27 protein-coding genes and 1 pseudogene are annotated in these 20,727 nt (G+C 55.7%); 7 read left to right on the top strand and 21 right to left on the bottom strand.

What is annotated here, in order from left to right; all coding sequences use genetic code 11:
- Window positions 1–7 precede the first annotated feature (7 nt).
- On the bottom strand, window positions 8–826 hold the full coding sequence (locus ACR0NN_RS07290; protein ID WP_170746969.1) for an alpha/beta fold hydrolase: 819 nt from the start codon (window positions 824–826) through the stop codon (window positions 8–10).
- A gap of 207 nt (window positions 827–1,033) precedes the next feature.
- On the opposite strand from ACR0NN_RS07290, the gene ACR0NN_RS07285 reads away from it, so the two are divergent.
- Both ACR0NN_RS07285 and ACR0NN_RS07280 read left to right on the top strand, forming a co-directional pair.
- Window positions 1,034–1,540 (top strand): RNA polymerase sigma factor, encoded by a 507-nt coding sequence (locus ACR0NN_RS07285; RefSeq protein ID WP_170723406.1) that lies wholly within the window; start codon window positions 1,034–1,036, stop codon window positions 1,538–1,540.
- Window positions 1,537–2,280 (top strand): zf-HC2 domain-containing protein, encoded by a 744-nt coding sequence (locus ACR0NN_RS07280; RefSeq protein WP_170723405.1) that lies wholly within the window; start codon window positions 1,537–1,539, stop codon window positions 2,278–2,280. The genes ACR0NN_RS07285 and ACR0NN_RS07280 overlap by 4 nt, the downstream gene beginning before the upstream one ends.
- Window positions 2,281–2,288: 8 nt before the next feature.
- Here ACR0NN_RS07280 and ACR0NN_RS07275 read toward each other — a convergent pair whose 3' ends face one another.
- Window positions 2,289–3,740 (bottom strand): S8 family serine peptidase, encoded by a 1,452-nt coding sequence (locus tag ACR0NN_RS07275; protein ID WP_170723404.1) that lies wholly within the window; start codon window positions 3,738–3,740, stop codon window positions 2,289–2,291.
- Between the two features lie 240 nt (window positions 3,741–3,980).
- On the opposite strand from ACR0NN_RS07275, the pseudogene ACR0NN_RS07270 reads away from it, so the two are divergent.
- The 5 genes and pseudogenes from ACR0NN_RS07270 to ACR0NN_RS07250 all read left to right on the top strand — a co-directional run.
- Window positions 3,981–4,193: pseudogene (locus tag ACR0NN_RS07270) on the top strand (IS6 family transposase); the annotation flags it as partial.
- A gap of 57 nt (window positions 4,194–4,250) precedes the next feature.
- Entirely contained in the window at window positions 4,251–4,958 is a 708-nt protein-coding gene (locus tag ACR0NN_RS07265; RefSeq protein ID WP_170723403.1) for an IS6 family transposase, read from the top strand.
- A 235-nt stretch (window positions 4,959–5,193) separates the two neighbouring features.
- The gene (locus ACR0NN_RS07260; protein ID WP_170723402.1) at window positions 5,194–5,679 is read left to right on the top strand and encodes a hypothetical protein; all 486 of its coding nucleotides are present in this window, start codon (window positions 5,194–5,196) and stop codon (window positions 5,677–5,679) included.
- A 528-nt stretch (window positions 5,680–6,207) separates the two neighbouring features.
- Window positions 6,208–7,569 carry a DUF1800 domain-containing protein gene (locus tag ACR0NN_RS07255; RefSeq protein ID WP_170723401.1) on the top strand — a complete coding sequence of 454 codons (1,362 nt, stop codon included), beginning with the start codon at window positions 6,208–6,210 and terminating at the stop codon, window positions 7,567–7,569.
- Between the two features lie 85 nt (window positions 7,570–7,654).
- Window positions 7,655–8,740: a DUF1501 domain-containing protein gene (locus ACR0NN_RS07250; RefSeq protein WP_480684302.1), complete on the top strand. Its 1,086-nt coding sequence runs from the start codon at window positions 7,655–7,657 to the stop codon at window positions 8,738–8,740.
- Between the two features lie 474 nt (window positions 8,741–9,214).
- On the opposite strand, the gene ACR0NN_RS07245 is transcribed toward ACR0NN_RS07250, so the two are convergent.
- From ACR0NN_RS07245 to ACR0NN_RS07155, 19 genes are all read right to left on the bottom strand, one after another.
- Window positions 9,215–10,666: a hypothetical protein gene (locus ACR0NN_RS07245; protein ID WP_170746970.1), complete on the bottom strand. Its 1,452-nt coding sequence runs from the start codon at window positions 10,664–10,666 to the stop codon at window positions 9,215–9,217.
- A gap of 211 nt (window positions 10,667–10,877) precedes the next feature.
- Window positions 10,878–11,558: a DNA-primase RepB domain-containing protein gene (locus tag ACR0NN_RS07240; RefSeq protein ID WP_170723398.1), complete on the bottom strand. Its 681-nt coding sequence runs from the start codon at window positions 11,556–11,558 to the stop codon at window positions 10,878–10,880.
- Between the two features lie 355 nt (window positions 11,559–11,913).
- The gene (locus ACR0NN_RS07235) at window positions 11,914–12,408 is read right to left on the bottom strand and encodes a hypothetical protein (RefSeq protein WP_170723397.1); all 495 of its coding nucleotides are present in this window, start codon (window positions 12,406–12,408) and stop codon (window positions 11,914–11,916) included.
- Window positions 12,409–12,425: 17 nt separating this feature from the next.
- Window positions 12,426–12,644 (bottom strand): helix-turn-helix domain-containing protein, encoded by a 219-nt coding sequence (locus ACR0NN_RS07230; RefSeq protein WP_170723396.1) that lies wholly within the window; start codon window positions 12,642–12,644, stop codon window positions 12,426–12,428.
- A 206-nt stretch (window positions 12,645–12,850) separates the two neighbouring features.
- A complete protein-coding gene (locus ACR0NN_RS07225) occupies window positions 12,851–13,840 on the bottom strand; it encodes a site-specific integrase (RefSeq protein ID WP_170723395.1) in 990 nt (329 codons plus the stop codon).
- 276 nt (window positions 13,841–14,116) lie between these two features.
- The gene (locus tag ACR0NN_RS07220) at window positions 14,117–14,356 is read right to left on the bottom strand and encodes a hypothetical protein (protein ID WP_480684299.1); all 240 of its coding nucleotides are present in this window, start codon (window positions 14,354–14,356) and stop codon (window positions 14,117–14,119) included.
- Window positions 14,353–15,381 carry a tyrosine-type recombinase/integrase gene (locus ACR0NN_RS07215; RefSeq protein WP_480684297.1) on the bottom strand — a complete coding sequence of 343 codons (1,029 nt, stop codon included), beginning with the start codon at window positions 15,379–15,381 and terminating at the stop codon, window positions 14,353–14,355. Before ACR0NN_RS07215 ends, ACR0NN_RS07220 begins: the two co-directional genes overlap by 4 nt.
- A gap of 191 nt (window positions 15,382–15,572) precedes the next feature.
- The gene (locus tag ACR0NN_RS07210; protein ID WP_480684295.1) at window positions 15,573–15,749 is read right to left on the bottom strand and encodes a hypothetical protein; all 177 of its coding nucleotides are present in this window, start codon (window positions 15,747–15,749) and stop codon (window positions 15,573–15,575) included.
- A gap of 59 nt (window positions 15,750–15,808) precedes the next feature.
- Window positions 15,809–16,180, bottom strand: a complete 372-nt coding sequence (locus tag ACR0NN_RS07205) for a hypothetical protein (RefSeq protein ID WP_480684293.1) — start codon at window positions 16,178–16,180, stop codon at window positions 15,809–15,811.
- Window positions 16,181–16,291: 111 nt separating this feature from the next.
- Window positions 16,292–17,365 (bottom strand): hypothetical protein, encoded by a 1,074-nt coding sequence (locus ACR0NN_RS07200; RefSeq protein WP_480684292.1) that lies wholly within the window; start codon window positions 17,363–17,365, stop codon window positions 16,292–16,294.
- Window positions 17,362–17,847, bottom strand: coding sequence for a hypothetical protein (locus ACR0NN_RS07195; RefSeq protein WP_480684290.1), 486 nt, complete (start codon window positions 17,845–17,847; stop codon window positions 17,362–17,364). The genes ACR0NN_RS07200 and ACR0NN_RS07195 overlap by 4 nt, the downstream gene beginning before the upstream one ends.
- 29 nt (window positions 17,848–17,876) lie before the next feature.
- A complete protein-coding gene (locus ACR0NN_RS07190) occupies window positions 17,877–18,347 on the bottom strand; it encodes a hypothetical protein (RefSeq protein WP_480684288.1) in 471 nt (156 codons plus the stop codon).
- A 382-nt stretch (window positions 18,348–18,729) separates the two neighbouring features.
- Window positions 18,730–18,939 carry a hypothetical protein gene (locus ACR0NN_RS07185; protein WP_480684287.1) on the bottom strand — a complete coding sequence of 70 codons (210 nt, stop codon included), beginning with the start codon at window positions 18,937–18,939 and terminating at the stop codon, window positions 18,730–18,732.
- 188 nt (window positions 18,940–19,127) lie between these two features.
- Window positions 19,128–19,268, bottom strand: a complete 141-nt coding sequence (locus ACR0NN_RS07180) for a hypothetical protein (protein ID WP_480684286.1) — start codon at window positions 19,266–19,268, stop codon at window positions 19,128–19,130.
- Window positions 19,265–19,555 carry a hypothetical protein gene (locus ACR0NN_RS07175; RefSeq protein ID WP_480684285.1) on the bottom strand — a complete coding sequence of 97 codons (291 nt, stop codon included), beginning with the start codon at window positions 19,553–19,555 and terminating at the stop codon, window positions 19,265–19,267. The genes ACR0NN_RS07180 and ACR0NN_RS07175 overlap by 4 nt, the downstream gene beginning before the upstream one ends.
- Window positions 19,552–19,893, bottom strand: coding sequence for a hypothetical protein (locus ACR0NN_RS07170; protein ID WP_480684283.1), 342 nt, complete (start codon window positions 19,891–19,893; stop codon window positions 19,552–19,554). The genes ACR0NN_RS07175 and ACR0NN_RS07170 overlap by 4 nt, the downstream gene beginning before the upstream one ends.
- The gene (locus tag ACR0NN_RS07165; protein WP_480684282.1) at window positions 19,890–20,099 is read right to left on the bottom strand and encodes a DUF551 domain-containing protein; all 210 of its coding nucleotides are present in this window, start codon (window positions 20,097–20,099) and stop codon (window positions 19,890–19,892) included. Before ACR0NN_RS07165 ends, ACR0NN_RS07170 begins: the two co-directional genes overlap by 4 nt.
- Complete coding sequence (locus ACR0NN_RS07160; protein ID WP_480684280.1) at window positions 20,099–20,443, bottom strand: hypothetical protein; 345 nt, start codon at window positions 20,441–20,443, stop codon at window positions 20,099–20,101. Before ACR0NN_RS07160 ends, ACR0NN_RS07165 begins: the two co-directional genes overlap by 1 nt.
- Window positions 20,440–20,682, bottom strand: a complete 243-nt coding sequence (locus ACR0NN_RS07155) for a hypothetical protein (protein WP_480684279.1) — start codon at window positions 20,680–20,682, stop codon at window positions 20,440–20,442. The genes ACR0NN_RS07160 and ACR0NN_RS07155 overlap by 4 nt, the downstream gene beginning before the upstream one ends.
- Between the last annotated feature and the right edge of the window lie 45 nt (window positions 20,683–20,727).

The raw sequence follows: 20,727 nt of genomic DNA, 5'->3' as shown, positions 1-20,727 counted from the left end.
AAGAATTTTAAACTTCACAGACAAGCTTGGTTAAGCCCGCTTCGGCGCAGTCGGCGAAGCTGTGCGCGCAGTTGGGGATTTCCGTCAGCGACAGATCAGGAACGATCCCCCGCGCCTCGGCAGCGGCGCGAAAAGCCCTGCAATAGTGCCGTGCACGGGCCAGCCGGTTGCGGCCTTGGACATCGTCGATATCATGCCCTTTTCGAAGGGCATCATCCCGTTGATGATCCTCGGCACCCACGTAGACCCGAAGCTTGAGTTCGAGGTAATTTCGCAACTGGTTGTGGGCCAGAGCGGGAACGTTCATCTTCCGAGGCTTGTCCGCCGGGGCCAAACCCATCGGAAAGGGTTGAGTAAAATCCGGCAGACAATACCAACCAGCAGCTGCGATATGCAGGCTGGCCACACGTTGCGGGTACAGCATCGCAAATCGATGTGCGAGCTGTGCGCCGCCCGAATACCCGAACAGGTCTACCTTGTTGGTTCTCGCAACGCCCATCTGTTCAACCAAGGCGAGCATTGCGAGAAGGGATCGATCCGGTCGGTAGCTGCCAATACGCTGGAAATGGGGCCAGTGCCTTTTTGAGAAACGAGGCGTGATCAGAACCTGTCCCTTGGCGTTACAATAGCTTGCAAAGGCCGAGCCAATCACGGATGCCCGCCGCGAAATTCCGTGCAAAGCCAACAAGGGAGGGGTATCGGGCGCGGGAATGCTCGGGATGTGAACATCGGCGGACAGTGTGCGTTCGCCGACGCGGACCGAAAACCGGGTGGTCGTCATTGGCCCGTTGACAGGGGGAACATCCATCGCGGTATCGAACATCATTTCAGCTCCTGATTGTTTGATCTCTTGCGGGGACAACGATGGTGATTGCGATCTATTCCAACTTTTTTGAAAATTGTGTTTTGGGCCAGTCAGAACCCGCTGCGTCGGGTCAAAACGATGCGCGTCTTCATTTTTTCTTCGATCCTGTGGAATAATTCTCACTACCATCCGTTGTCATTGAATATGACGCGAAACGGGAGAGACGGCATGACGGACCGGTTCCGTAATGATCTGGCAGCGCTAGTGCCGAAACTGCGCCGGTTTGCTTTGTCTCTGGCGGGCAACCAGCCAGACGCCGATGATTTGGTGCAATCTGCCTGTGTGAAAGCGTTAAAAAACGCGGCTCAGTTTCGCGAAGGGACGCGTATGGACAGTTGGATGTACCGGATTATTCAAACCCTCTGGATTGATGATCGCCGGCGCGCCAAGACACGCGGGGCGTCTGTAGAACCCGAACTGGCGGGTCTGAGCGATGAAGGGCTTTCGGCACGTCTGCCCGAAGATCGGATGATGCTCGATATGGCACGAAACGCCATGGGTGCGTTACCCGAGAAGCAGCGCATTGTGCTGTCTCTCGTTGCGGTCGAGGGGTTGAGCTACAAAGAGGCTGCAGATGTTCTGGAGGTGCCGGTTGGCACGGTTATGAGCCGTTTGTCACGGGCCAGAGACGCTCTGCTGCCGCAGTTGGGGATGACGAAAGGGCCGATGCAATGAGTGCAAAACCTACAATGGACCCGTCCCGTCTTGCAGCTTTTGCGGATGGGGAACTTTCACCCGAAGAGGCTGCCGCCGTTGTCATGCATTTGGCGGATCACCCTGAGGATCAGGCCTATGTCGACAATCTTATGTCCGCAAATGAAGCCCTGTTGCAGGCGTTCAGCGAACCGCTGGGTGAGCCCGTGCCCGGTGAGATCAAGAATGTCATTCTGGGTGAGGCGCAGACAGCCAAGATCATACCCTTTCGCAAACGACCCGCCGTGTGGATAAGCACGGCTGTGGCGGCGATGTTGGCGCTTGGCGTATTTTCAGGTCCCGACCTGTTTGCGCCGGTCGCTGCGCCAAACTTGACCTTGGGGCCGATCGACAGTGGTTCGAACCTGGCAACCGCGTTGAGCCGTCTGCCGTCTGGTGTGCCTGAGTCGTCAGGGACGGATCAGGAGTTCATGATCCTCGCCACGCTGCCGATCTCAGATGGGTATTGCCGCGAGTTCGAGGTCATCAATCGTGCTAAGCAACGCATCGACCTCGGAATAGCATGCATAACCTCCGACAGTTGGGTGGTGGAAGTCACGATGTCAGAACCTTTGTCCGCATCCGGCACCGAAGATGGGTTTGTGACGGCAAGCGGTACTGAAATGCAGGGATTGATGCCGTTTTTAGATCGGTTGGGGGCAGGGGCTTCACTTGCCCCCGACGCTGAGGCGGACCTGATTGCAAACGGCTGGATGCCCTGAGGTTCTGGTTAACACAGAGTAGCTGCATTCAGAAGACCATGGCCGAACACGTCGTCAGCCCCGGGTGCGCCCAGGTCTTGTGCGGTGTTTTTCAGACGTTCGCGCACCTGATCAGGTGATAACGTGTCATCCTGCGAAAGCATGATTGCGACCGCCGCAGTGACAAAGGGAACCGCAAAAGATGTTCCCGACTTCAGGCGCGCACCGCGAATGGATGTGGCGGACAGCATGTTGACGCCCGGCGCGGTGATGTCGATATGCGGGCCGCGCTGTGCTTTCCGGTAAATGCGTGTCCGCGCGTCTACGGCTGTCACGGCCAAAACTGTGTCAAATGCTGCGGGATATCTCAGCTCGCCGGACGGGCCTTCGTTGCCCGCCGCCGCGACCATAACGATTCCGTCTTCTTGCACCATCTGGTTAACGATGCTTTCCAGCAGGCTGTTGTTGGGGCCGGTCAGTGACAGGTTGACGACGCGAACGCCACGGGCTTTCAAAACGTCCAACCCCCGCAACACTGAGATCACGTCAGCACGTTCATCCGATCCTTCGCGCGCAAACGCATCCACCGCAATGACCTCTGCGCCGTGAATCAGCCCGGGAACCCGGCTGTCCGGATCGCCGATCAAAAGGGAGGCCACTGCTGTGCCATGGATCGCTTTGGACGGCGCAAGGGTCTGGTCGGCAAGCTGAATCAACTCCAATCGAGCACCGGTCATTATTTCGTGCTCGGCATTTATCCCGGTATCGATCATCCCTACCGGCACTCGCACAGGGCAGGTCGCCTGAGCAAAATCAATACTCGGCCACTGGATCATCTCCCAAGCAGGGCAGTTTTCATGCCAACACGGGTCCGATGACGCCACGCGCGTTTCGCTTTGTTCAAAGCGGTAATAGTGATTGAAATCCGCAGTGACGCCCGATGGCAGCGCGCGTACTCGTTCCCGCGCGGCTTCCAGATCCAGCCCACCCGGCGAAGTCAGCCGCGTCAATACCTGATCAGAGGCTTGAAGGGTTTCTGTCGCCGATATCGCAAAGCCTTCGGATATAAGTTGCTCCAGATCCTCGGCGGATGCATCGGCGACAATTATCTCAAACGGCGCGCGCGTTGGCGGCGCGACAGGTGCTGGCGCTGGGGCCTGAGCAGGTACTTGCGCGGGTTGCTGTGCCGGTGGTCCGTTGGTCAGCCGTCTGATGAGGTTGCCAATAGGGTTCTCGCCAGAGGATCTTTGATCACCTCCTGAGCGACCACCACCTCCGCCTCTGCTGCCCCTATCCCCTCTGTCATCGTCCCGATCGTCATCGCGGTCATCATCTCCATCATCCCTGTCGTCGTCATGGTCGTCTGCCCATGCGACAGCAACAAACGAGAGTTGCCAGCTCATCGGAACGGCAAGTAGCAGAGGCAACAACAAGCTGAGCACGAGGCTGGTTTTAAGAAGCTGAGTTGATATCTTTCTCATATGAACATCCAGTTCAGACTTACATGATCCAAAATAACAACGTTTCGCGCTTGGGTTTATTCCAAAAAAATCTTTCGAAGTAGCTGTCAGAAAATCAAGAGTCAGTCTCAAGCAGGCCCATAGAATGAAGTTCAATATTCGTACCAAGTTTGCTCAAAGGTTCTGTCGCAAAATCTACTCCCAACTGTCATTCCGACTGCGGTTTTGATAACGCGCGCTCGGATAAGACAGGAGCAGACCATGACGATTTCATTCAAGGGTGCACATTTTCGACAGAACGTGATCCTGCATGCAGTCTTTTTCTACCTTCGATACGGGGTGTCGTACCGTGATCTTGAAGAAATCGCGGCCGAACGTGGTGTTGACCTGGATCATGCGACGCTGAACCGCCGGGTAGGTAAATATGTCGTTCTTATGGCCGAAGCGGCGCGATATCGAGAGCGCACTGCAGATGGTCTTGTCAGAAGAACTTTGCTTGAGCGGGGCAGGGCGGTTGCATAGCATTTAGGAATGACCAAACCTGCCTCTTTCAAGTACTTCAAAACCAGCCCCGAAATCATCCGCCTTGCGGTGATGCTGTACATCCGATTTCCACTCTCGCTTCGGAATGTCGAAGATCTGTTGCACGAGCGAGGCATCGACGTGAGCCACGAAACTGTCCGATATTGGTGGAACCGGTTCGGGCCGGTGTTTGCTGCGGAGATCCGAAGAAAGCGTGTGCAGCAGCTGCGCGCGTTCTCGAAATGGAAGTGGCACGTGGACGAGGTTTTCGTAAAGGTGAATGGCAAGCGACATTATCTGTGGCGTGCAGTAGATCACGAAGGTGAAGTGCTGGAAGCAGTTGTCACCAAGCGCCGAAACAAAGCTGCAGCACTGAAATTTCTCAAGAAATTGATGAAGCGGCACGGCTGCGCCGAAGAGATCGTCACAGATCGCTTCGCTTCCTACAAGGCTGCCCTTAGAGATTTGGGTGCTCTCGAAAAACAACAGACGGGCAGGTGGCTAAACAACCGCGTCGAGAATTCGCACCTGCCGTTTCGACGACGCGAACGCGCGATGCAGCGTTTCAAGCGCATGCGAAGTCTACAGAAATTCGCCACCGTCCATTCCTCCGTGTACAACCACTTCAATCAGGAAAGATCGCTAGCCAGCCGAGACTCCTTCAAGCAGACACGCATCGCCGCTCTTAGCGAGTGGCGTCAACTTTGTTCCGGATAGGTTCGCGGTTTTCGCGGCAAACTGAGACTGGTTCGAATTCGTCTGACAGCACCTTCGCTTTGATGCGCTCGTGCAGAAATCGCATGGAATTTCACGCTGGAGGGTTTTACGTGCTCCATTCGTAGCAGCGACCAGCCGAGATTGACGCCAAAAGGTCGACCACTTAGAGGGGTCTGGGCGGACAGAAGTCAAAATCGGCCATGCTCTTGCCCCAATTTTGAGTGATACGACCTGAATGACAGTGCACACCGCGATGAAACAAGGCCCGGCGCCGCATCCGTTCTATACTTTCGGCCTCTGGGCCGTGCTTGCCGGCGGTCTCGGTGTTATCGCCGTGTTCATGCACATCGTCTATCCGAGCCTTCAGCCCGCTCCCTCCGTGGGAAGCCAGATCGGCGAGATCGCAGGCGACATCGGGCGATCTGCTTGGTTCAGCCTGCGTGGATTGGAAGACACTCCGCCTGTCGAGGAAGAAACGAACTACTGGATGTACCTCGCCATAATCGGTCCGGTACTGGGCGTTGTGGCTCTGGTGCTGTCTCTAATCTCCGGTCTGCGCCGGGAGAATTGGCGCTATCCAGCCTATGGCGCAAGCCTTGGGATTGCGGCTATCACGTTCCAGTTCATCTGGCTCATCGCGGCACTGATCGCCGGTGTGGTGCTCCTCGCCGCAATCATAGAGAATATTGGGGGCATCTTCAGCTGGCCCTTTGGCAGCTAGATAGCCGGAACCCAGATACTGTTCCTATTGCTGAACGATGCAGGTTCTCGGCCCTTGGAATACCGCAAAAAAACTGGACGAGACCCTAAAGGAAGCTTTTGGGGGTATAAAGCGAGGCCTCCTTTTTCATCTTTGGTCAGCATTCTTCCTGCACACGGACATAAATCACCCTGGAATCTCAAATGCCAAAACCGGTGAAGCTGCATGAATCAGGTTCCAATCGGTCCGCCTAGCGACGGCGGTTCTGGGCTCGGAGTAGACATTCGAAGATCAACAATAAGGAGCGAACGACGGCTCTGCGGACAATTCTGCCTTTGATCAGGGCAGTCCAAGTCTGTTTCGGGGCGTGGGAAAAAAATAAGTTCATTTGCAATTTTGCGAACAATTTTTTGCTTCTGTCGCAGCACGAGTCTGTTGCCCACTAATAAGAGGTTCAACAGCGTCCCGCGCCAAAGGAGCCTTCGGTGCGATGGAAACGGGGTGAACAAGTGTGTATAATTCCATAGAACTGGAAAAGGTCAGCTAGCCTTGGCAGAAACCGATATTGCTCAAATTCGCTTCGGATATGGATTTGGACCAGGTGTTGCACCTGCCAAACGCGCCATTCTACTCGAACAGTTCTTTAAGCCTGACTTGGGTGCCAATCGATATCCGGGTCTGCAACTTGCACAAGCGCTGACGTTGGGGCGCGAGTTCAGAAAGGCAAGGAAAGCAAATCAGCGTAATGAACCGGGTTCCGGGGATCGTTTTAAGAATGCTCGTCAAGATCTACGCCAAGCTGCAATAGACGGGTTAGCAACATCAATTGCCCGTGTGGTCAGTGCAAGTTCGCCACTCCGCGAACGGCTAACTTGGTTTTGGGCGGACCACTTTACCGTTGCACCCCGAAACATTGTCGCGCGCGCAATGTCACCAAGCTTTGTTGATGACGCTATTCGACCACATTTGTCGGGCACTTTTGCAGAGATGCTCAAGGCTGTGGTCCGCCATCCCGCAATGCTCTTCTATCTCGATCAGGCGCAGTCCATCGGTCCGGATTCGCCTGTCGGCCGACGCACCGGAAAAGGGCTGAATGAAAATTTGGCGCGCGAATTGCTGGAGCTTCACACAATGGGTGTTGGCAGCGGCTATACCCAAACAGAGGTTCGGGCGGCGGCAGAGCTTTTAACCGGACTCTCTTTTGATCGAAGGCGGGGCTTTGTCTTTCGTCGCCGCGCGGCCCAACCGGGTGCTGAAACTGTGTTGGGTAATACATACGGGTCGACGTCTGCGGCAGATGTTGCGGACATTGATTCATTTCTCGAAGATCTGGCAGCGCGACCTGAAACGGCACATCACCTTTCGCAAAAACTTGCTGTTCACTTTCTGGTAGAAAAACCTCCAGAAGCGTTGGTAAGTGATTTGAAGCTGATTTATCAGGAGACTGGTGGTGACTTAGGCGCGGTTACAAAAGTGCTGATGGAACATCCGGAAACCGCTCGGCTGCCGCTTCAAAAGATAAAAACACCATTTGAATTCATTTCCTCATCGCTGATTGCATTTGGAGTGCGCGGCGATGAAATTATGCAGATCAAAGCAGGCCGACTTCGTACGCTGGTTGAGCGTCCTATGGCGGCCATGGGTCAACCTTTCATGCGCCCCTCGGGGCCGGATGGTTGGCCCGAAGACGCGGCGTATTGGATCAGCCCCCAAGGCCTCGCGGCCCGTATATCATGGGCCGTTTCCGTTGCGGATCATTTTGGCAGACGGGCAGGAGACCCGCGCAGCTTTCTTGAGCAAACTCTCAGAGAGCATAGCGGTGATCATCTGCGATTTGCCGTTTCGGCTGCTGAAACGAAAGCGGAAGGGATTGCGCTTGTCTTGGCATCGGCTGAATTTAACAGGAGGTAGGTTTATGAGGGGTTCCACGATGAACAGAAGATCGGTTCTGCGCGGCGTCGGAACTCTCGGCTGTTCTGCAGCTGCTTTTCCTCTGATGACGAATATCACCCTTGCCTCTGCCCCTTGGGAGGGGCGGCTCGTTGTTTTGATCCTGCGCGGTGCTATGGACGGTTTGGATGTCTTGCGCCCTGTCGGTGATCCAGATTTTTCTGGATTACGCTCCAGCTTTGGCGATGAATCTACGGATTTGGACGGATTTTTTAGCCTCCACAGCGGTCTTAACGACCTCCTTCCGATGTGGCAAAGCGGTGAGCTTGCATTTACGCATGCGGTTTCTACACCCTACCGCGATGTGCGTAGCCATTTCGATGGTCAAGACTTGCTCGAAGCCGGTGTTGGCATCGAAAGTGGCGTGACGAAAACACGTGACGGTTGGTTGAACAGATTGTTGCAGGTAACTCCCGGGATTGAAACCGAGACCGGTTTTGCTATCGGGCGCGAGAACTCGCGCATTCTCATGGGATCCGCGCAAGTCGCTAACTGGTCACCAGAAACCCGCCTAAATCTAGGGGCCTCTGCAGAAGATCTTCTGATCCACGCATATCAGAATGACCCCCTCTTTAGCTATTCGGTGGCGGAAGCTATCGAATTGTCTCGTTCTATTCAACCGGTGAATGCGAAGGGCCGTCCGGAAATATCTATTGCAAAGTTCGCGGCTGAAAGAATGCGCGGGGATACTCGCATTGTGAGTTTTTCACTCAGCGGCTGGGATACACATCGCAGGCAAGGCAACGTAATGCCAAACTTGCTCGGACGATTATCTGACACCATTTTGACGCTGAAGCAGGGCCTCGGCGAGGTTTGGTCCAAAACGGCTGTTCTTGCGGTGACGGAATTCGGACGAACCGTGTACGAAAACGGATCTGGCGGCACGGATCATGGCACGGCTGGAGCAATGCTTATGGCGGGTGGAGCCATAAGAGGAGGCCGAGTCTACGGTCGCTGGCCCGGTCTTACAGAAGCCGACTTGTACGAACGGCGCGATCTGATGCCTACGGCGGATTTACGTAGCTACATTGGTTCCGTCATACGGACGCTCCTCGGTCAAAGCAAAGCGAATATCGAGCGCACAATATTTCCGGGTGTGGTGATTGCAGATGTTCCGGAAGTTATTCTTTGACCCATCACAGATTAGGCGCTTAAGTTCAATAAATCTCCGCCCATGTTTCCGCAGACGTAAACAGGTATAGGATTACCATATAAATCTGAGTTGATTGGCCCATTAGCGTCCAAATCTCGTCGGACCTGCCTAATCAATCCTAAAGCGAGCCGCCAGTAGTCGATTGGCATCTATTTTCAGAAACGTCTTTCGCTGTAGCTATGAATTCTCACGGCCAACTTAGGTGTTGAACCTGCTCGTTATTGCAAGACCGCTATGGGCTCGAACCGGACATTCGAAGTTTACAATAAGGAGGCGTTGTCTCACGAAATCCAGCCAGCCTGTTGGAACACGGCTGTGCTTTGGTTCCAAATGATCCAGAGTATACAGCCCAATGAGACAAAGTAGAGGATTGAAGCCAGCTTTGAATAAAAAGGCAATGAGTGGGCACTTTCGTCATGCCTCTCTCGCGCGGCATTGGTAATGTATTCTCGTTCAAGCGCCGATCGTTCTTCTTCGAACGACTACCCTAGCGCCAACCTTTCGGCCAAGCACGCATCTGCCTCGCCAGTCTGCGTGATAACCTTCAGCATCCAGTTCAGGAACAACGTGGCATCGTCGCTGAGAGCCGCGAACGCTCGCAGTGCTGCTGCATCCGACAACCTGATTGAAGAGACAGTATCGCAGGTCATGGTTTGATTGCCTCCTTGCTCGACGAGCGTTGTTGCACCGCATCGAAGGGGCCGCCGTCGTCCCGGATGAACGCACTCTCCAATGCATCGACCTTCTGCTTCGGCGTTGCATCGCCCGGATGATGGCTAGCCCGTGCTCGAACACACGTGTGAGTGCATCGACCTTGGCTTGCGCGTCGTCTCGTTCTGCAGTCAACTTGGCTCGGTCTTCTGCGTGATGGCGCTCCATAATCAACATTGCCCTATCCTTGCGTTGGTTGGATGCAGACAACTGGCCGACGCGTTCACGTAGCGCGCGATTGCCCTGACTGCGCTTCTTGCTCTTGGGCTTCACGACGCCACCTGCGGTCGTGCGCTGATCTCGATCAACAGGATCAGCCATCGCGGCTGCCGAAGGCGCACCTTGCAGCATCGTCGGTCTCATCGTTGGGGTGCATCGCGCTATCGACAGGTGGTTCAATACAGCAACTCGCTGGCCTGCCTCGTTCAGTAATACAAGTAATTCAAGGTTCGTTAGATCATCGATGCACCGTGTGAACTCGGCTTCGCCGATAACGTAGTCACCCAGAAGTTGATGTGCGGCATCCGGGTCAAACCTCATGCCACTGCGATCTGCATCCGCTCTCAGTTGGTCAAGAACGATAGACCTGTCGGGATGCAGGAACCTAGATACGTTGTTATATGATAGATCGGATATGCGCACACACAGCGAGGGCACGGTATATCCGCAAGTGCGGTCCGTGCTGCCGTCATCGGCGACAACCCTGCCCACCTCGTTGCACCAGTGCGCTCGCGGGGTGATGTCGGAGTGCTTCAACGCGTTGGTCATCGCGTGCAATGCCATCAGAACACGAACGTGCGATATTGTCGGCAGCAGTTGCCCCACTGACAGCATCACTTCGTCGATCCACTGCGCGCCCCGTATGCGGACACGGTGGAACCGTGGTGACAGTTGGACGGTTCCCGTCTTGTCACGCACCAATTTGCCATCTGCGTCGCGCTCTTCAACGGGTAATAGGCCGCGCACACTGTATCGCGTCGGATAGCTTGTTGTACTGATGTCTTCACTGAACTCGACACACGTTGTCGTTCGCTGCGTGCTCACAGCACGTGAACTGTCATTTGGCCGTGCGCACTTCCCCTTAGGCCTTGGTCCTTCTTCTTGGGGGAAGTGCGCACAGGAAGAACGCACTTGTTCTGGCTGGGTCTGTTCTTCGATCTGATCAACCTTGGCATCAATACGCTGCTCATCCATCACGCTGCCCCTCCTGCGTATCTGGGCATACCAACCTGATTTGTGACCGGTGCTACACCTGCTTCTACTTCAGGCGATAGAACCCCAGCACTAGCCCTGGCTTCGCTCTCTGCGGCATCGGCCATCTTCCGTAGCCAAGCGGCCTGTTTGCTATGCTTGGGCAGCTGGTCCAAGTACGAACGAACCTTGCCGCATAATCGTCCTGCCGGCCTCATAAGCTTGCCTCCTTCTGACCTATTGCCCGATAGGCAGCATCGACAGTTACAAATACATACCCCGGTCGCCCCATTGCCTTGTCGCTTAGCGCGCCTAGCCATGCTTCGACGGACGACCTTGGCTCGCGTGCTCGCAGCAACGTGCAACAGAACGCGAAGTCAGCGACGGAGCGATCTTCAGCGTGCTCATCCATCAACTCAGAGTGCAGCATGCGGACGGCTTGCGGCACTTGATCGGCTGTTATGCCGCTCTCTATCTTCAATCCCGTTCGTTGGACGGTAGGTGCAGCTTCGGACTTGCCGACAGCGCTCGTAGCGAGTTCGAGCAACGCTCTACAAGCTGTAAACTTGGCATGGCGCTGGATCACCAACGGGGGAGGCGTGGTGAACCGCCAAGGCTTCGAGCACGTGGTCGCAGGCATATGTAAGCCTGCGCCTACGTGTGCGCTGCCAGTATCGCCGCAGACGCGATCGGCCAACCAACGGGCAGCAGCCTTGTGCACTTCAGGTGGGTGGTTCCGACCGGGCAATGTGAAAATCAAGCGATGCCGACCGGGCGACGTCTCGTGGATTACAGCAGGTTGGACACGGTCGATAGCCAATAAGTTCAGCGCTTCGTCCAGCGGCGTGTCGTCCAAGTCCAGCAGCACGTGTGTTATCGCGCCGATAGGCTGCATTAGCACCTCGCGGACATAGCGAGACTGTTCGGTTATGGTTGAGAGTAATGACCGTTTGGCTCGCTTGCCCTGAGGGTGCGTGTTCACCACCATCTTGTGCAGGAGATCGTGCGAAGAGACGGTATCGTCGAAGTGGCATCGACTCCGATTAGCACTGTATGTTGTACGGCCTCGCTTGTCGGTCTGTTCGTCAGTCCAGCGGCCGATTACACGGATACGCCATGCATCGGCGGGTAGTGCCTTGAAGAGTTGGTCGAGCAGGTATGTGTGGTGACGCGCCATTAGACCACCCGCCTGTGGCAATGCGCCTGCATCCAATCCCCAAGGGGTGGCTTCTTCTGTGCGCTTAGTTGCATCATATCATCTCGTCGTACACGTGCCGCCAAGTGACGCCATTCAAGATGTTACTGATGGTCGTTTCGCTGACCCGGAACAGCTCTGCAATACGCGCCTGCGTCATGCTGCCCGCCAGTCGATGCACCTCTTTCACCTCGTCCTCGGTCAATCGGGCGTTGGGGGCACGTTCGCCAACCGGAGCGGTTCCCTGCTCGTAGCGGTCGAGCGCGTTGTCTTGTCTGCTGCCTGACAAGAGGTGGTCCGGGTTAACACATTCTCGAACGTTGCACGTATGACGTGTGTCCCACTCACCTTGCATGTCGAGTTCTTCGCGTACGGCCACAATGAAGCGAGCTATGCGCATCTTGGTGTAGTTTACACCGATCTGTGGCCTGCCGTTGCTGTGATTGCCGCCTCTGACGAACACACAACCGCGCGCATCTGAGTGCGAGTAGCGCGCGGCAATCGTGTCGAGTAACTCGCGATCTTCGGGGTGAGCTTCGAACGTAGCCAAGCGGGCTGCGAGCGGGTTCATTGGCCCACCTCGAGATCGGACGGCCCACATGCTCGATCGCTGATCCAAGCCTCGACGTCGCTGAGACTGAAGCGCCAAGTTCGGTCGCTGATCTTGTGTACCCGTGGGCCACGCCCTTGGCGCACAAGGCGGCCGAGTGAGCCTTGTGCGATGCCGATCCTCGCCGCAGCTTGGGCGGTCGTTAGCCAAGCGGCATTATTGGTTGATGTCGACACGATACCGCGCCTCCTTCTTGGATGACGCGGCCACGGCTGATGCCGTCTTGGTCCGACTTCTCATGATGCCAGGGGCCTATGGCTCCCTGAGATTAGCTTGGCAAACTGGGCGCGTTGGGTCAAGCAATATCACACCATATGTTGCGTTCAATGAGTTGCTCTGTACCACAATGCACAACATGGTGTGCAACTGTATGCCTCTACTGTCACTCAGCTGCATGCATCCGCTTCACCACGTACGTCGCGCGCAGTCGTGCATATCGCTCAAGCAGCACACCTGCATCACGGTGGCCGGTCAACACTTGCACTTCAGCCACTGGACAACCGTCGAGCAGTTTGTCGGTTGCCGCTTGCGCACGCAGATCATGTAGTCGGATGTCGTCAACGCCAGCACGTGCACGCAACCGTTGCCACGCCAGCCGTACCGCGTTTGTTGTCACCGGCAGAACTCGTTCGGCGTCATGGGGCAGCTCGGCAAGAACGGCGACCGCGCGTGGCGACAGTGGCGCCAACCTTGAGTGTCCGTTCTTGGTCTTCGGTAGCAAGACGGTGCATGCATCAAGATCGACATGTCGCCACTCAATAGAGAGCAGTTCGCCGCGCCGCATTGCGGTCTCTCTCGCCAGTATCAAGAGCGGTTGCATCAATTGGTTCCGGCACTCACCAGCGGCTTGTAGAAGTTGTTGCCACTCATCATCGGTCAATCTGCGTTCTCGCCTGTCATCGACACGGGGCCGCTTCACTTGTCGAACTGGATTGCGTCTTGGCTCTTCGGAGAGATTGTCACCAACAGCGCGGTCGATTGCTGTCTGTATGAGAGAGAGTTCCCGAACGACAGTTGACGGCTTGGCGTCTCGCAACCGCCCATCACGCCACTTCGACAGGTCAGACACCGTGATTGCTTCGATGCGCAGCTTGGCAATCTTGCTTCGGGTTAGAGTGTGCAGCCGCCACCGTTCGCTCGGCATGTCGCTTGCGAGTTGGAGAAGTGCGGTGGAGAGTGTCGTTGCTTGCAGCGCGTCGGCTTGCTTCCGCGCGCGCGTTGGCAACATGCCACCGACTGCATCCGCTTCCGCCTCGACTATGTTGCCCCACTTCAGCGCCTCACTTCGCTTGCGGAACGACTTGCTTGCTGTCCTGCCGTCGCGTCTGACGATGCACTGCCACTTGCTTCCACGCTTCCTAATGGTCGCCATCTTGATTGCTCCGTTGAACGGGCAACGCACGAATGTGAGTGACGAGCGAGTGACAGACACGTGCACGTCAATACGTGCCGATGCGAGCAACTGCCGAAGATGCGTTGTACATCAAGCAGTTGATCTGGTCGGAGTGAGAGGATTCGAACCTCCGACCCCTGCCTCCCGAAGACAGGCCCGGCCCCTTTGTTCACGCTATAACCCCTATTTTCCCCTTGTTTGGTCACGTTTCAGGGCCTTTCGGATAGGGGGTTTTCGTTACGCGTAACAGAAACTCTATGGGTTGTTGCGAATGGTTTTTGCTAGCTGGTGAATATCCTGCAATCCCCGATTTAAATATTCGGTCGGATCGTCGTTTTCATCACCGGCAACTAAAAAATCAATCTCACTTAAGGGGATTTGTGCAACCGGGTCTCCATATCCGAGGCAAATAACAATAACTGCTCCGTCATGGTCTAGAGACAACCACACGCGCATTTCTGCGCTGGCTTCGAACTCAACATCAAACGTCGTCATCTTCTCTCCACTGCTCTAAGTGCTGTTGCCTGATGTTCGGGCGAGTGATGCCCGTAAACCTTTTCAATCGTCTCTGCTGAAGTCGAAAAGAACCCGGCAGCATCCCATGTGCTTGCGCCGTTCATCAGCGCCCACGTAATAGCCGTGTGCTTCAACGTGTGGGGCGTGACGTCCTCTAATCCGGCTGCGGTGACTGTGTTCCTAAAGGACCGCTTAACGCTGCCACAGCGCGCGCCGTCGTACTCTACGGCCCATGTCTGGCCCTTGGCTTTCCAGCGCTTCAAGTGGGCAGCAAGCTGGCGGGGTATCTTGGCGGGCTTGCGGCGTTTCCGCGTAACTCGTTCGCCTTCGCCTTTCCGATACATCAGGCCGTTATCCAGGTCGAACCAGCCACCAAGTGTGTTGCGCTCGAATCCCATGCGCAGGATCGCGTCTCGGCGTGTGCCAGTGTAAAGGGCAATGAGAATGAACTGCGCAAGGTGCTGGGTCTTATTGCCCCTCCACGCGGCCCACAGCAGCCGTGCAGCCTCGTCACGGGTTAACCAGCGTTCCTTTGGTTCTGGCTTTTCTGGTAGCGTCACAACCGGCGCGGAGGTGATATAGCCTTCCTTGTGCGCGTAGTTGACGGCTGATTGCAGTGCCCCGAGTTCCCGCCTGACTGTGCCGGTTGCGCGGTCTCTCCACTTCACGTACCGGCGGCAGGTTTCACCCCGAATGTGCGATAGCTTTAGCGATCCCCAAAAGGGCAGTAGGGCCTCTATCGCGTAGCCGATCCGTTCAGGGTTTGCCACGGTCGGCGCGTGTTCGGTTGCGTAGATCCCGAGAACTTCACCACAGGTTACGTTTTCCGGCTCATTCGCAGCACCTGACCGTCCTTTGGTGGCGATGTAGGCCGCGAGGGCTTTTTCAGCATCTGCGCGGCTTGTGCAGCCCGTTGAACGGGGTCGCTGTCCGGTGTCGAGGATGTACCATTGCGGGCGGTGGTCGTACTTGTGGAGCCTTGCGCCCTTGCTTGGTCTTGGCATTTCTTTACAAGCCTCCCGTAATCGTTTCGATCAATCCGAATAGCCCGGCCCATGCGAACCAGAAACCCATGTTCTTCGGCGGCGCTGCGCAAGCTGGATTTGGGAACACCCAACTCATCGGCAGCGGTTTCAATTGGAACAAGTTGAGGTGTCATCCTTCCCCCCTCGGGTCATAGTGGTGGGTCATGGGGTCAGACATCAGTCGTCCTCCTGCATTCTGTACACTCAAGCAGCCCGTCATCGTTCCAAATGCAGTTTTGGCGGCACAACGGCGCATCACATTCATCACGCATCGCTCTGAGGGCAATTTGAATGTCCGTGTCCATTTCAAACGCGCTGTCAAAAGCGTCATCGGCCATATCGCCCATCTATTCCCCCTCCTGTGACATGGCGTTGTATCGGCGCTGATAGTCGGCTTCCTGCTCTGTCATGGCTGCTGGTCCTCAATCAGGGCGCGCAGGATAGCTAAGAGCCACGCGCGGGCGGGGTCGCCAGATACAGCTTGCCGAGTAATAAAAACGTGCTGCGTTTCTGTTTCGGCGCGAAGAGTAGCCAGATTTGAACCGTCAGTGAGGAAGATGGATATCTCCGCATCCCACTCCAGCAGCACAGTCTCATGAAGAGCCTTGGCTGCGTTCAAGTCCCCGTTGAGTGCGCTCCAAGCGCGGGGCCGGTTGTGCTTTGACTGCAGTAATGGTGGAAGCCCATCAAAGGCTGGTCCTGCAATGTCAAAGAATTCCTTGAACCTGCAGTCCCCCGCCTCAACCTTATCCGCCAGTTCCTTGAGTGCTTGGGTCATGGCTGGCCCTCCGAATAATCACCACAGGTAGGGGTTGAGGCATCAAGCGGGCCGATAAGCTTGCCTTTGCAGTCTTTCCAGAACAGCTTGCCGTCAATTTTGACAAACATCTCACTCTTCCTCCCCAGCCAAGGCGCGGTCCTGGCAGACGCCGCCCATAGGTGCGCCACACCACAGGCATTCGCCGTTGAATGGGTCGATATCGCCGCCCTTGCAGCGCCTAGGGAATGCAGCCTGCATCGCTTCGTACGCACCAGATCCAGACGCAACAACGGTATCGTTGCTGTTATCTACAACAACCCAATTGCCGCCGTCTTCATCGCATTCACGGAACAGCGAAAGGGGTCGATGGTCATGTGTCATCTGATCTAGAAGGCTTTCCCCCCGCACGTCCGCCTGTGGGGGCTGTTCGGCTCCATAGAATTCCTCGGCGGCTTCGGCGTTCCATTTGTGCGCGTTCGGCTCAACCTCAATCGTCTGTTCGGTGGGCTGAGAACCGGGGGCAGCGCGTCGTGGATGAAACTCTGGATTTTTTCCACAGCTTAGAAGGTACACATCTCTCAGAGCTTGCTTCGCTTCTTCGTGGCTGAGCTCTGCAGTTCCGTCACGATTAAGAAGTTCGTCATCCATGCGCTCCAAGTATCTTTTGACAGCGTTGACCGTGCGCTCTGGTTCAGGGGCAGGTGAAAGAGCCATTATGGCATCTTCCATTAGCTTGATACCCTCAAGGACACCTATCGAGCGCGCGTCCGTTCTGAGGGAATACCCTTGTCTTGCGTTGTAGGCAGCAGTCTCAACCTGATCCCGCCATACAGGGGCAGGGCTGGCGGGGGAGAGGGATAGAATGGCGTCGGCTAGGTCATAAGCTGTTTGGTCCCCGACCGTCGCGCCCTGACATCCACAAATAACAACGCCACCACTCATGGGACTGCCACAGCAAATAGGTTCCCGCATTTCAGGTATTGTGTGCAGTTCTTCGGATATGATACCCGCGATCTCATCCCTACTGGGGCTGGCGGGGAGGGTGTCGGCGCGGTGACGCCACGCATGCAGCGCGTCCTTGTTTGGTATGTAGGTTGATGAAAAAGGCTGCTCCAAAATCATACGAGCGCCGTTGTTAAGGGCACTACTGATTTCGTTTACCGTGTCCTCTGTAGTTGATTTCTGCGGCGTTTCGCTGTTCATTGCTTCGGCTCCTTCAGGGCGTCGATGGCCTTCCTTGTCAATTCCAGTTCATTAACGGATATCTTGTAGTTGGCGTCTGAGGGATCGCCTTCATAAAGCGTGAACCGCTCATCTATTGCGGCTATCGCCTCATTCAGTCCTTGAAGGCGTCCGCGCGCATACTGATTTACCACTTGACCCTGCAGCGCCTCCTTCGTGTCGCGCACGTACTTCACGCACCGCGATAAATCGGCCTTGTAGCGGCCATCAGGCAGCTTCCCGGCAAAGAACTCAGAACCGCCAGCGGTAAAGCCGGTAATGGCCTTGGTGGCCTCAAAGCTGTATTCGGACAGGGCGTCTCTTTCGGCCTCCAACTCTTCCACGCGGGCTGAGAGGGCGCGGAGCCTTCGAGCAATGACCAACGCTGGGCTTTTGGGATCATTGTCCGCCACGCCGTAAAGCCACGCCTCGTCAATTGCCACTGCTTCCTTACTGATATCCATCACCAACTCCTATGCGGGGTGTGTCTGTTTTATGGGGTGGGGTCGGTGACAGCGGTTACACCGTCCGTCACGCGGCCACCGGCAATGACCATTGAAGGTGCCCAGCCTAGGCCTTTAACAAAGCGCTCAGCCTTTTCTCGACCCCACGCAGAAACACCCGGAGTGCCGCCCCACAAACGGTCCCAGTCCGGCTTGTGGCAGCGCTCCTGATCCCAAAAATCACCGTTGTCCGCTAAGTAATCGATAAGCTCATCTTCTGTGGCAAACGGAGGGGTTACGGGTGTGCCCTCTGAAACGGTTTCCCAGACCTGAAACCAAGTGGCGTCATCGTCGGTCCATGGTCGGTAGTATTCTGGATCGGGTGCGGTATTATCGCTGGCCCAGTGCGTCACACCCTGCGGGTAGCACTCAGTCTCAAATTTATCAGCGCCACCATTTCGGATACGATCAAACTCATCCAGCCAATCCGCCGCTGCCTTTTCATATGTTGTGTCATACATCGGTTGATAGCCTGTGCGGCCATAATGGTCTCTTGTTGGGTGGTCCCAATTTGCCGGTACTTTTCTGACTTCACGTCCCATCATCCGTTCCTTTCATCTGTGTTCATACCCACACCAACAGCGCATAGCCTGCGGCTGTAAAACCAAGGCTCAGCAGCGTAAGCAGGTTCACACGCAGTTCCTTTAGAGAGTGCATGGCTAGGCCTGTAAGAACTGCTGAGAGTAGGCCTAAGAATAGGAGTATGGCGGCGGCGAGGTGGGTCATTCGTTTATGGCGACCCCAGCGGGCCGGGAGAAAACCGCGCCGGGGCCGAACTCAGCCGGAAGTGGCTGAATGTGGTATAGGATTGAAAGAAAGACCGCGAAGGCTATGGGGAGGGTGTCAAACATTGGATGCCTCCACTTCGAAGGTCTTGCGCTTGCCCATTTTTACGCGTCTGGTTTCATGCTCTTCAGCGTGAACGGTCTGGACGTGCTGACCTCGATTTGCGGGGTTCCGAAACTTGCGGTCGCAATACGGGCACTCGTATTCGAAGTCTTTTTCTTTCTTTTTGCGAAGGGCGATCTTCTGCGCTACCTGCTTGCGCTTCATTGCTTCTACAGAACGACGGTCATCTCCACGATTGCCGGGGGCGATCCAGTCACAGTTTCGGCATTTACAGCCGGGGGCCACGCTTGTTCCCGTTCCAAACCGAACTGCGCAATGCGGGCATTCGTGCCAGAACCGACGCAATTCCTGTCTTTGCTGCCTTTGTTCGCGGCAGAAATCACCGTAGTCACTCATGACATCACCTCAATGACAGCACACACAATCAGCGCGAACAGGATTACAAAGCGGGCGGTGTCGCCTATGTCGTGGATCATGTCCCGACGGATTTGAGGCGCATTCAGGCGTTCGAAGGCTTTGGAAATGGTGTTCATACCGTTACCTCTCGTACAGGGGCGTCAACTTCGCTTAGAATGCTCTCTAGGATTTCCATGCCGCGTGGCTTGCGGACGCGGTAGTACGCAACCCCGCCTTCGTCTGGTGCTGGTCCTTGCCAAACCCACGCCGACAATGGGCCGTTGACATCTATACCGAGTGCGCGGCAATTCGATCCCGCGATACACTCCAAAACATCGCCATCACCATATCGAAGGCGCACGAGCATACCGATGCACGGACAACCTTTGCCGTCATGCTGGAACCAATCGCTCCACTCTGTCATTGCTCCGCTCCCTTAACTGTCCGCACGCCGTCTTTCTTCACAAAGCCCCGGCCTTCATCGATACCCAGTTCGAAATCTGGTTCTGTTGGTCTGACGCGCTGATATGGCTGTAGGCGGTAGGGGGCTTGGGGGTGCCCCGACTGGCTTATTGGGCCAAGCCGGGGGCTTTCTAACCCGCAACAGAGGCGGCATGTTTCGCTGGATTGATAGGGCTCATTAACCGTGCAACCGGCCCGGCTTACACCCGCATAGGCACCTCCTTTGTTGGCGACGGTGTTACGCACCGACACTGGGGAAAACTCAAAGTCATCGGGGATAAGGGGGATGAGGGCGGTCATTGTGTGGCCTCCGGCGCATCCGGCAAAGGCATCCAAGAATAGGGTTCGGCAGGCGCTGGAGCGCCGTAGCCGTCGTATACCCAGTGCTTTCCGCTCCAGTGATTGTCCCAGCCGCCTGTACGGACGTATTTCTTGCCCTTGAATTCGACAGCCAGTAGGACGCGACTGCCATCCCTCGGCGCTGTTTCCATGGGTTGCCAAGTCATCACACCCACTCCGCTCTAATATCGCGTTCATCATCAGAGCCGTATCCGGGGGCCTGCATGGCGGCGTCTTCAACATTGCAAGGGGCTGAGAATAGGCCGTCAAACTTGGTGCAACGCGCACGGTCCCAGAACGTCACAGCGCCGTCAGAGTCGACAACGCGAATGCCTTTGAAGGTCATGCCATCGTCGTATTTGTTCTCGTGGAGAAAGACCGTGACGTCCGCGCCGTCCTCATTCTCGGTGTCCATGTAGTCCACCCAGATATCGGAAACGTCCTCTTCGCGGTCACATACTACCCAGTTGGGAATGACGGTTTCAGCGGGGGTGAATAGGGCGTGTTTCATGACGCCACCTTGTTCATACCGCGCTTCTCACGGCGCGTGTGAATGAACTCTAGTGCGGTCTCGATGGATGAGAACTTACGCTGTGAACCCTTGGTGGCGCTGCTGTTGAAGTAGACTTTGGCGAAACCCTTGTCGCCTTTCCACGCAATGATACCAGCGTATGAGTTGCAGCGGGTACGAACGTCGTAGCTAACGTTTTTGCCAACTGCGCCTGCGATGTCTAACCAGTAGTAAGTCATATCCGTTTCTCCCTCTCGTGTTAGGGATAAGATACATAATGTGTA

The sequence above is a fragment of the Ruegeria sp. BA2 genome, from assembly GCF_056539605.1.
Note: the sequence above shows the minus strand (reverse complement) of the source record. Positions and strands in the feature narration are given on the sequence as shown.